Genomic DNA, 11,175 nt, shown 5'->3' on the forward strand with positions numbered 1-11,175 from the left:
ATACTTGAATATTTTGTGCTATGTTAATTGGATTTAGTTGATTAAATATTGTTTTTAAAATAATAAATATTCGCACAGACAGCAGTCAGGTCTGTTAACACAGGCCATTAAAATGAAGTATTCTGACTTAAGTACCTTTATCCGCCCCTTACCCAACACCGCGCTGGACGTGATTGGTGATGTTCATGGCGAGTGGGAAGCTTTACAGCAGTTATTACACTTTCTTGGCTACGATGATTACGGTCGCCATCAACACGGACGTAAACTCGTGTTTGTTGGCGATTTGTGCGACCGTGGGCCAAACAGCCCTGCTGTTCTTGACTGGGTGATACAGGCCGCCGCCTCTGAAAACGCATTTACCATCATCGGTAATCATGAACTCAATTTATTAATTAACGATCCTAAAGACGGAGCTGGCTGGTATTTTGATAATCGGCCACAGGATGAAGCACGGTTCGCGCCATGGCAGCATTATCCCGCTGCCCAACGCAGGCAATTACAGGAAACCATCGCACAATGGCCATTAATTCTGCAACGGGACGATTTGCGCATCGTTCACGCTGCGTGGTTGCCGGAAAGTATTGATAAATTACTAGAATGCAGTGAAACTTCACTGGTAAAACAATATCATTACTGGGAAGACCGCTTTTTAGATGATTTCCGAAATACGCAATGGTACGAACCATACCAGCAGGAGCAGCGGCAATTAAATAAAGACTTGGAAAATGAGCACTATCCGATGACGTTTCAAGCAGGTACAGCCCATTATGATCTACTACGCAGCTGTCACAATCCAATACGTGCGCTCACCAGCGGCATTCAGGCCATCACACAACAGCCTTTTTATATCAACGGCCGCTGGCGCTTCACAGTACGTAAACCGTGGTGGCAGCAGTATACCGACCCTGTGGCGGTAATAATCGGCCATTACTGGCGCAGCTGGTATGGCACCGGCATAGCCGAACACCGCAAAGAACTATTTCAGGAGCCTCCAACACACTGGCTGGGGCAGCAACGTCAGGTATTTTGCGTGGATTTTTCCATTGGTGCACGCTGGCGGGAACGCAAAAAAGCCATTGCTGTGACAGACAGCCAGATGCATCTGGCTGCACTGCGCTGGCCCGAAAATATAATTATGCTGAATAATGGTAAATATTATCATGGAGAGCGTTACCTCTGAATTCTCATGCCAGTAATGCATACAATTTGTTATAATAAAGACTTTTGCAACAAAACCCAGTATGCAAAAAGGATAAAAATATCCGGCATACGCTATTAAACCCTAAAATAGACAATCCATTCCGGTATGTCACACCGTACCTCCGGTGCGCGCCTGAAGTTGGCCGCAAGGTAGTGCAGTTCTGCTCAATTACAACATACCGGCGCATATAGTTACACATTATCAGAATGACAGACGCCAATTCCTCTCCCAACCAAGTTAAACGCCATCTGAAAACCCGCCATCTGTCAATGATTGCCATTGGCGGCAGTATTGGTACAGGCTTGTTTATGGCCAGTGGCAGTGCGATTCACGATGCCGGCCCTGGTGGCGCCTTACTGGCGTACATGGCCATCGGAATTATGGTGTATTTTCTCATGACCTCACTAGGCGAAATGGCCACTTACCTGCCTACTTCCGGTTCATTCTCCACTTATGCAGCCCGCTTTGTTGATCCGTCGCTGGGTTTTGCACTGGGCTGGAATTACTGGTTTAACTGGGTGATTACCGTTGCTGCAGACATCTCCATTGCCTCATTGGTGATTACCTACTGGGAACCATTGCGCTTTATGCCGGCATGGAGCTGGAGTTTGCTGTTCTTTGCTCTGGTGTTTCTGCTCAATATACTGTCTGTACGCGCCTATGGTGAATCTGAATACTGGTTTGCTCTGATTAAAGTAGTCACAGTAATCGTGTTTCTCGGCGTTGGCGTGCTGACCATCTTCGGCATTCTTGGCGGTCAATATGTCGGCCTGAGCAACTTCACCATTGGCGATGCACCGATACTCGGACATGGCTGGTCGGGTGGTTTCTTTACCGTACTCGGTGTATTCTTGATTGCCGGATTTTCATTTCAGGGCACCGAGCTCATCGGCATTACCGCCGGCGAATCAGAAAACCCGCAGGAAAGCATTCCCAAAGCCATCAAACAAGTGTTTTGGCGTATTTTGATTTTCTATATTCTAGCCATGTTAGTAATTGGCCTGCTGATTCCTTATAACAGTGATGCCTTACTCGGTGCTGACGTGGATCAGGTTGCCAAATCACCGTTTACACTTGTGTTTGAGCGCGCTGGGCTGGCTTTTGCCGCTGCCGTGATGAATACCGTTATTCTCACTTCCATCCTGTCTGCCGGTAATTCTGGCCTGTATGCTTCTACCCGAATGCTGTACGCTATGGGTAAAGACGGCATGGCACACCGGCGCTTTTCAGCAGTCAACCAGCGCGGCGTGCCCGTATTGGCTTTACTGGCTACAGCCATTGTCGTATTGGCAATTTTTTTGCTGGAAAGTGTGGACGAAGGTGCCTACGAGTACATCGTAGCCGCTTCTGGTCTGACCGGTTTTATTGCCTGGCTAGGCATAGCCATCAGTCACTACCGTTTCCGCCGCGCCTTTGTGCAGCAGGGTAACGACATCAATTCACTGGTTTATCGCGCTAAATGGTTTCCATTTGGCCCCATTCTGGCGCTATTACTGTGTATTCTGGTGATTATCGGACAAGACAGCCAATTATTACTACATGGTGATTTCAAATGGCAGCGTTTTGCTATTACCTATATGGGTCTCCCAGTATTTGCTGCCTTTTACCTGTATCACAAACTTCGCTACCGTACCCGCAAAGTGCCACTGACACAGGTGAATCTAAGCAAACACCTTGATTAGGATTAATTTTCGCCCTAATCATCGTAGCCACAGGCAGCCTCATCTGGCTGCCTACTGCATTTTCCGCTAACATAAAGCCTATATCACACCCTAAACAGCTGTTAATCACCTATGCTCACCTATACACCCAGCAAACCCAGCTCACAAAGCATGAATAAAAAGCGTTCATGGCTTTGGTTGTTACTGGTATTCGTGTGGCTGTGGCCGGGGGTATTGCATCATGATTTATGGACACCAGGTGAACCTTATCTGTTCACCACCGCCAGCCAGTGGCACAAGGCACACTGGGCAGTTCCTACTATTTTTGGCGAAATAAACTGGGAAGCCTCCCCATTCTACATTTGGTTGTCTGCCCTATGCCAACATTTATTTAGCCCCAACCAAATGGACGCCTTTGAAGCCACGCGTCTAACCAATGTCATTTTGATTGTGTGTACGTTTGCCTGCATCGGCGGTTCCGGACGCCAGTTTCTTGGCCGTGGCTACGGACGCATCACCATTCTCATATTACTCGGCTGTACCGGCATTCTAATACCAGCTCATTTTATCAACGACAGCATTATCCTATTTCTTGGTTCTGCCATGTGCTGGTATGGTTTTTCCCTGTCAGATCGTCGCATCATGATGGCCTGCATGATGCTGGGCGGTGGCTGGGCTGTACTGTCTCTGACCGGCAGCCTATTGTGGCCATTACTGCTGATGCTGGTAGCGTTCAGCTTGCTTTTTTACCCTCAGTGGCGTCGCCGTCGCTATTATCTAGTTTTACTGATATCCCTGCTCTGTGCCCTACCTCTAATGATAGTTTGGCCACTTGCTCTGCATCAGACCGCTGCCAATATTTTTAATCTGTGGTGGCAGTATCATGCTCTCGCCCCTTTTGGTGGTTTTCAACATCAAGAAGTACACTTCTCGCTTGGATACTATTTAAAAAATTTGCTTTGGTTTGCCTTTCCTGCATGGCCTCTGGCCATCTGGACTGCTACGCGCGGCAAGTTAAAAAAACAGCGCTGGGGCGTGCTTGCTATCGTATGGCTAAGTCTATGCCTACCAGTTTTTGCCTTGCTGCCGCTGCAATATCAGGATTTATTGGTAATCGTGCTGCCACCTATGGCCTTACTCGGAGCCGCCCAGCTGGATGCACTGCGTCGCGGAGCCATCGCCTTCCTCAACTGGTTTGGCATCATGGCTTTTGGTTTTCTGGCACTTTTCCTCTGGCTTGGCTTCATCGCCATGAATTATGGCTGGCCGGCCAAACTGGCTGCCCGTGCCGTTTATTTCAGTCCCTATTACCGCTACGATGTCAATTACTTTCCCTTGATTGTCGCTTGCGTGTTGACACCACTTTGGCTATGGGCCATTACCCGCCAGCATATCCGTGGCCGACAAGCAGTAACCAACTGGGCAGCCGGAGTTTTATTAGTATGGTCACTGCTATTGACCCTGTTTTTGCCTTGGCTGGATGCGGCCAAATCGGCACGGCCAGTGGTTCAGCAGATGGAAAACAGCCTGAGCAAACAGCAGTTACAGGCATTCAGCGATCGGCATGCCTGCATCAGTATCAATCACGACAATTTCAGTACCCGCATTGCCTGGCAGCAATATAGCTGGATACCTTTGCAGGCAGACAATCCTGAGTGTGAATACCGTTTAGTGACCCGCGACCCCAAAGCCGAACCTCCGCAACCATGGCACGAAATCTGGTCGGGAGCACGCCCGCGTGAAAAAAACAATATCATTGCCTTGTGGGCTAAAACCACCGCAACCAAGGAAAAATAATCATGAATACCCCAACTCAGGAACATACTCATTTTCCGGCTGCCCCGGCCAACGTTGATGCTAGCGAAATTGACAAATTCAGCCAGCTCGCGCACAAATGGTGGGATAAAAACAGTGAATTCAAACCATTGCACGACATTAATCCCTTACGTCTCGAATTTATCGACCGCTATGCTCGACTGGCCGGCAAAAAAATTCTGGATGTAGGCTGTGGAGGCGGTATTCTAAGCGAAGCCATGGCCAAAGCAGGCGCCAGCGGCGTGACTGGCATCGATTTAGCCGGAAAATCGCTCAAAATAGCCCAGTTGCATGCCATGCAGGAGCAAATCAGCAATGTAAGCTACCGTAAAGTCAGTGTAGAAGATTTAGCCGCAGAAATGCCGGCCAGCTTTGGTGCCGTTACCTGTATGGAAATGCTGGAACACGTTCCTGATCCTGGCAGCGTAGTCAGAGCTTGTGCCGAACTGACGGAACCCGGCGGAGTTGTTTGTTTCTCCACCATCAATCGCAACACAAAATCCTATTTGCAAGCCATCATTGCCGCCGAATACATTTTACAACTGATGCCCCGCGGCACCCATGATCACCACAAATTCATCACACCGGCCGAGCTGGCGCGTCTGTGCCGGCAGGCTGGTCTCGAATGGCTGGGCAGTAGCGGTTTCACATATAATCCGCTAACCAAACACTACCATCTTACCGAAAACCTAGACGTCAACTACATGATAGCCTGCCGTCGTCCGGCGAACTAACAATCTGCTTTAAAACCACAAAGCCGGTATCGACATGATACCGGCCACAGAATTATCTTCATTACATCAATAAAACAAACTCATTGCTTTACCAATGATTTCATCATCGGAATAGTCGACCAATCTATACTATCAAGCAAATTCTTAACAATCAGCCCAAGCTCCGTGTCACCCTCAATTTTTAACCGGCGATTAAAAAACAGCGTATCCGGGTCTTCCTGCCGTAACAACATCTTCATAAAATCAGTAGTATTTGCGCTCAGACACAAATCCACGTCAGTACTAACATCCGAGACCATAAACCGCTGCTCCGAAGCACTGAAAAATAGATTTAATCCCAAGTCAGCCACCTCAACCCGAAATAAACGTCCGGCTAGCAATGACATATCAGCCAGCAAAATTTCTCTTTTTAGCAGCTGATTCAACGTCTGTACCAGCAACCATGCCGGCGGTTTAGCCGGCAGCCTTTCCACCACATTTTTCAGCAATCCCGGCATTACTCTGTCAGGTATTTGCATACATCACCTCTTTGCATTGATTCATTCCTGCCTTACCCTGCCAGTAGCCATCTACCAGCGTACCACCGGCATACCCTTTGAGCTCAGACAAAGCCGTTTCTGTTTCTAGTACACCAGCCATCACCTGCTGATGTAGCCGTATCGTATCCACCATATGTTGTGCTTGTGGAGAAAGCCTAAAACGGTTTACCCCGATTGCCTGCAATTGCTGATATTGTGCCAGTAAAGAATGACAACCAGCAGACATCGTCTGTATACCATTAATCGTCAAAAAAGCCTGCTGCTCACGCGTGAGCAATGGTAAACCGTCTGCATGCTCCAAGCATTTAAATTCACAACTATCCTTTTTCAGATTGTAATGGCGCGCCGTAAAACAGCGAGAAGAATAGGCCAGCGGCATTCTCCCCCAGCCAAATACCTCACAGTTTACATCCGGTACCGCCGCAATCATCTGCTCCAGCCGACCGGCTGACAACTCAATTGAAGCCACCCAGCGTTTAGCGCCAAGCGACTGCATCAACGCCAGCGTTTGCTCGTTATAAATATTCAATGCCTGTCCGGCGACAAAAGGAATTCCTTTAGCATGCAACAACCGTACAGCAGCAAGGTCATTAGCCTCTACACAGAAATCTTCCTGCTCCACCAACTTACGCAAACGTTTTAAATCAGACTCACTTTCCAAAAGCACCTGTGAAGACAGCACCACTTCACAGCCACCAGCCGCCACATCGCGCGCCAAATCAATCCAGTCTGCTACTTTCAACTCCTGCCGGCGCGAGCATACCGTTTCACCCATATAAACCGTGGCTAGCGGTTCACCAATCAGCTGCTGATAAAATTCCACAATCTGCTGCTTGTGCCAAAAAAACAAAATCGGCCCTAGAGACAAAGCCAGCTTATCCCGTTGCATCACTCACACCCCTTCATCACTTCCACGGCCGGTTATACGCTCCAAGCGTCACCTGCTGTCCTTCAGAAACCTTAGCCAACGCCTGCTGCCACTGCGGCTGCACCGTAAACGATTCAGGACACTGTACCGCCAAATCAAGCGCCTGCCGCAATACCTTCGTTACCTGCGCCGTATATGCCGGACTGCGCTGCCGTCCCTCCACCTTAATCGCCGCCACACCCATGGCCAACAACTGCGGTAAAATCTCCAGCACATTCAGGCTTGTCGGCTCTTCCAATGCATAATAAGTTTCATCATTTACCTGAAAACGCCCTTTGCACAAAGTCGGATAACCAGCTGGCTCGTCTGCTGCATACTGATCAATTAGAATATTATTTAAGCGTGCGTTCATTCTTGCTGCCTGCTGCTCCCAGCGCACATATTTTGCCGGTGAGCACACCCCAAACGTATTTGGAGATTCACCCGTCACATAACTAGACAGTAAGCAGCGCCCCTCCACCATCACACATAAACTGCCAAAGCCAAATACCTCAATTTCTACTGAAGTATGCTTAATCACTTGCTCCACCTGCGGCAGTGTCAGCACTCTCGGCAACACTACCCGCCGGATACCAAACAGCTCTTGGGCCAGATTAATTGCTTCATAATTAGTTGCCGAACCCTGCACAGACATATGCAGCGCCAGTTGTGGATGCGTCTTGTGTGCATAATTCAGCAATCCAAAGTCCGCCAGAATCACCGCATCCACGCCAATTTCGGCAGCCGTATCCACCGCCTGCTGCCATTTTCTTACTTCTCCTGCCTGTGCATAGGTATTTATCGCCATCAACACCTTACGCCCACGCCGGTGCGCATATGTAATTCCCTCTACCGCAGACTTAGAGTCAAAATTTAGACCAGCAAAATTTCGCGCATTGGTTGCATCCTTCAGCCCCATATAGACCGTATCCGCGCCATGATCTATCGCCATCTTCAACGCCGGCAGATTACCAGCCGGACACACCAGCTCTGGAACCTTAACACCCATCCGTTCTCACCATCCCAATCAACAGTAATCCAATCAGCTACCCATAATCAGTCGCAAATACCCAGTCCGCCTTGCGCCTTCCCAGCAGCCCACAAAACACCGGATTAAAACATCTAAGCCAAACGGATTTATTGACACGAAACAAGCAAAAACAGAAAAAAATTGAACTTTAATACCAATTTAAAACAAAAAAACACAAAAAAGTCTAAATTAAACAATGCTAACATTTACATACATCTATCAACTTACCCCTGTTTAGCCAGCCAAAACCCAACTCTCAAAACCGTTACCCTCAAGAATATCTCCCCAGCTTTCTCACAACCTATTATCAATATCCATACCAATCAAAATCTACTCAATTCAAATTATTAAGTGCATAACAATCAAATTAATGACATAATTCACATAAAAATCATATAACTTAAACCAACCTAACATTAAATTACATGATTCAACCCAAACAAAGAAGATAACCACAACCTCATACTTAGATAATATCGCTAAAAATCTAGAAAATTAGCACTATCAAACAACGAATTAAAAGATTTTAAAGGGGTTTACACATGGCAGACACCTACTGGGCCGCCCGAGAAGGAGACATCCTTTTACATACTTCAATATGGGCTGACATAGCCGGCGCAGCAGTAGAACTTGCGTGCTATGGAGCAATAGGTCTTATTCCCGGTGGTTTTATAGTGTCTACACTTGTTGGTATCGCTGTCGCAGCTTCTGGACTTAATGACGTCATATCAGATTTATCTGAAGAGGTCAGTAATTTATTTCCCTTGGCTGAAGATGGCAAAATCAAAACCGGATCGCCCAATACCCGCACCAATGGCAAAGCTTCCGCCCGCGCCGCAGGTGCCATAGATCAAAGCATTGAACTAAGTGACAGCAGCGAAGAACCACAGCAGCCCGAAAGCTTTATCGATATTGCTTCAAATGCACTAAATGACTTTGTAGAGTTTGCTGAAAACCTTCCCATGCAACTATACAGGCCTACCGTAGCCTCACCTGATCCCAGAGCAAAACCCAGAGATGACGACAAAATACTCTGCTGCAAACATCCGCATCTGCCCGGCACAGATGAATATCTAGCCGAAGGCTCCAGCAAAGTCTACATCAACAGCCAGCCGGCCGTACGCAGCAACGACCGCAGCACCTGCGAAGCCAAAGTCACCGACGACCATGCCGGCGGCGTCAAAGTATCCAACAACGTACGCATCGGTGGCGAACCCATCGTCGTCCGTGAAATCAGAAGCGGCAAACATCCCGTTGCCCTAGCGGCTAGCATTTTTACAATACTCCTCAACCCTAAAAAAATTTGTAACAAATTTTTTTGCTTTGCCACTACTTCGGTTGCCGTCGGCTATCTATCTTCTAAAATTACGGCAGCCACAAGGATCGGCCATCCCGTCCACCTTCCCACCGGCGCCAAACTCCTCTTTGACACCGAAGAGCTCGACTTCACCCTTCCCGCCCATCTGCCCCTCCAATGGCAACGCTTCTACAGCAGCGTCGACACCCGCTCCCACAACATGTTTGGCGCCGGATGGAGCGTCAGCTTCGAAGTCGAAATCGAAATCTCCCCCCAGCCCGATGGCTCCTGTGCCGCCGTCTATATCAACGAACAAGGGCGCCGTCTCGAAATCGACCCCCTGCAACCCGGCGAAGGCATACGCGGCATCAACGAAAACCTAACCATCCGCCGTGGCCAGCACAACCGCTGGGTTATCGAAGACGACGACGGCCTCTACCGCCTCTTCGAGCCCGACCCCAACCAACCCCACCGCCTCTACCTCACCGCACTTCAAGACCGCAACGACAACCGCCTCCTTCTTTACCGCGACAGCCACAGCCGCATCATCGAAATCACCGACAACGACCGCAGCACCCGTCTCTCCCTGCACTATCAGCATCCCCAGCACCCACAACGCGTCACCTCCATCAAACAACAACTGGCCAATGGCCACAGCCGGGTACTGGCACAATACCAATACACCGCACAGGGCGACCTGCAACACGTCATCGATGCCGAACAGCGGCACACCCGCACCTTCGCCTACGACACCGGCCGACGCCTCATCTACCACCGCCTGCCCACCGGCCTGCACTGCCACTACCAGTGGGATTACTTTGCCGATGCCGCCGAAACCGCCTGGCGCGTCACCCATCACTGGACCGAAGCAGATGGCCAGCGACAGGAAGACTATCACTTTCACTACGATATTGAGCAACGCCTCACCACCGTCAAAGACAGCCTGGGACGCATCAGCCAGCATTACTGGAACGAAGTCTACCAAATCACCCGCTACATCGACCCCCTTGGTCACACCACCGCATTTGAATGGAATGACAACCAACAACTCATCAGCGTCACCGACGCCCAGGGTGGACAATGGCACTACAGCTATGACGAACAAGGACGCGAAACTGCCGAAACCGACCCACTGGGACGCACCACCCAGACCCAGTGGTTACCCCACTGGGCCTTACCCACCATCAGCGTCGACCCCGACGGCAGCACCTGGCGCTACTACTATGATGAACGCGGCAACCTGCTGACCGTCATCGACCCCTTAAAACAACGTACCCACTACCAATACGACCAGCACGGCCAAATAACCAGAATCACCGATGCCAGAGGTGGGCACAAATACCTGCGCTGGAACCCAAACGGCCAGCTTATCCAACACACCGACTGCTCCGGCTCCCTGACCCAGCTTGGCTATGACCGCCATGGCAACCTGACCGACATCACCAACGCCATCGGCAACAGCAGCCGCTACCAATACAATGCCGCCGGCGACCTTATCAGCGCCACCTTGCCCGATGGCCGCCAAGAACACTTCAGCGTCAATGCAGCAGGACAATTACTGACCTATACCGACCCCGCCGGCCACACCACCCGCTACCATCGGAACCCCCGCGGACTGGTGCACCGACGCACCGATAGCGCCGGACGCAGCATCCGCTTTCACTACGACACCTATAGCCGGCTGACTACATTAACCAACGAAAACGGCGAGCATTACCAATTCACCTACGACGCCGGCGACCGCCTAACCGAACAGACCGATCTGGACGGACGTAAACAAAAACTGACCTACGATCAGCTGGATAACGTCAGCGCCGTTCACTTCGCTGCCGGCAGCCCCGCCGAAATCACCCACCGCTTCACACGCGACGCCATCGGCCGACTGATTGGCAAACACACCCCCGACGGCAACACCGCCTACCAGTACGACCCCGCCGACAACCTCATCAAAGTCGGCTACAAAAAAGCCGGCTTACCGACCGAGGCCGAAG

Annotated in this window: 8 protein-coding genes; 5 read left to right on the forward strand and 3 right to left on the reverse strand. The window is 49.9% G+C overall.

Annotation, left to right across the window (positions count from 1 at the left end; translation table 11 throughout):
- Nucleotides 1-112: 112 nt before the first annotated feature.
- From J3U64_RS05515 to ubiG, 4 genes are all read left to right on the forward strand, one after another.
- Nucleotides 113-1,180, forward strand: a complete 1,068-nt coding sequence (locus tag J3U64_RS05515; RefSeq protein ID WP_267408561.1) for a metallophosphoesterase — start codon at nucleotides 113-115, stop codon at nucleotides 1,178-1,180.
- A gap of 290 nt (nucleotides 1,181-1,470) precedes the next feature.
- On the forward strand, nucleotides 1,471-2,883 hold the full coding sequence (locus tag J3U64_RS05520) for an amino acid permease (RefSeq protein WP_323811394.1): 1,413 nt from the start codon (nucleotides 1,471-1,473) through the stop codon (nucleotides 2,881-2,883).
- 111 nt (nucleotides 2,884-2,994) lie between these two features.
- The gene (locus tag J3U64_RS05525; RefSeq protein ID WP_267408563.1) at nucleotides 2,995-4,659 is read left to right on the forward strand and encodes an ArnT family glycosyltransferase; all 1,665 of its coding nucleotides are present in this window, start codon (nucleotides 2,995-2,997) and stop codon (nucleotides 4,657-4,659) included.
- A gap of 2 nt (nucleotides 4,660-4,661) precedes the next feature.
- Complete coding sequence (ubiG, locus tag J3U64_RS05530; RefSeq protein ID WP_267408564.1) at nucleotides 4,662-5,411, forward strand: bifunctional 2-polyprenyl-6-hydroxyphenol methylase/3-demethylubiquinol 3-O-methyltransferase UbiG; 750 nt, start codon at nucleotides 4,662-4,664, stop codon at nucleotides 5,409-5,411.
- A gap of 80 nt (nucleotides 5,412-5,491) precedes the next feature.
- Here the strand turns inward: ubiG and ubiT are convergent, their stop codons facing one another.
- Genes ubiT through ubiU form a run of 3 tightly spaced genes read right to left on the reverse strand, consistent with a single transcriptional unit; the run spans nucleotide 5,492 to nucleotide 7,866 of the window.
- The gene (ubiT, locus tag J3U64_RS05535; RefSeq protein WP_267408565.1) at nucleotides 5,492-5,929 is read right to left on the reverse strand and encodes a ubiquinone anaerobic biosynthesis accessory factor UbiT; all 438 of its coding nucleotides are present in this window, start codon (nucleotides 5,927-5,929) and stop codon (nucleotides 5,492-5,494) included.
- A complete protein-coding gene (locus J3U64_RS05540; protein ID WP_267392195.1) occupies nucleotides 5,916-6,839 on the reverse strand; it encodes a U32 family peptidase in 924 nt (307 codons plus the stop codon). The genes ubiT and J3U64_RS05540 overlap by 14 nt, the downstream gene beginning before the upstream one ends.
- Before the next feature lie 16 nt (nucleotides 6,840-6,855).
- Nucleotides 6,856-7,866 carry a ubiquinone anaerobic biosynthesis protein UbiU gene (ubiU, locus tag J3U64_RS05545; RefSeq protein WP_267408566.1) on the reverse strand — a complete coding sequence of 337 codons (1,011 nt, stop codon included), beginning with the start codon at nucleotides 7,864-7,866 and terminating at the stop codon, nucleotides 6,856-6,858.
- A 563-nt stretch (nucleotides 7,867-8,429) separates the two neighbouring features.
- Here ubiU and J3U64_RS05550 point away from each other — a divergent pair.
- Nucleotides 8,430-11,175, forward strand: a 2,746-nt coding sequence (locus tag J3U64_RS05550; protein ID WP_267408567.1) for a DUF6531 domain-containing protein, incomplete at its 3' end; no start/stop codon positions are given.

The organism is Snodgrassella sp. B3800, assembly GCF_026535865.1.
GTDB lineage: Bacteria > Pseudomonadota > Gammaproteobacteria > Burkholderiales > Neisseriaceae > Snodgrassella > Snodgrassella alvi_E.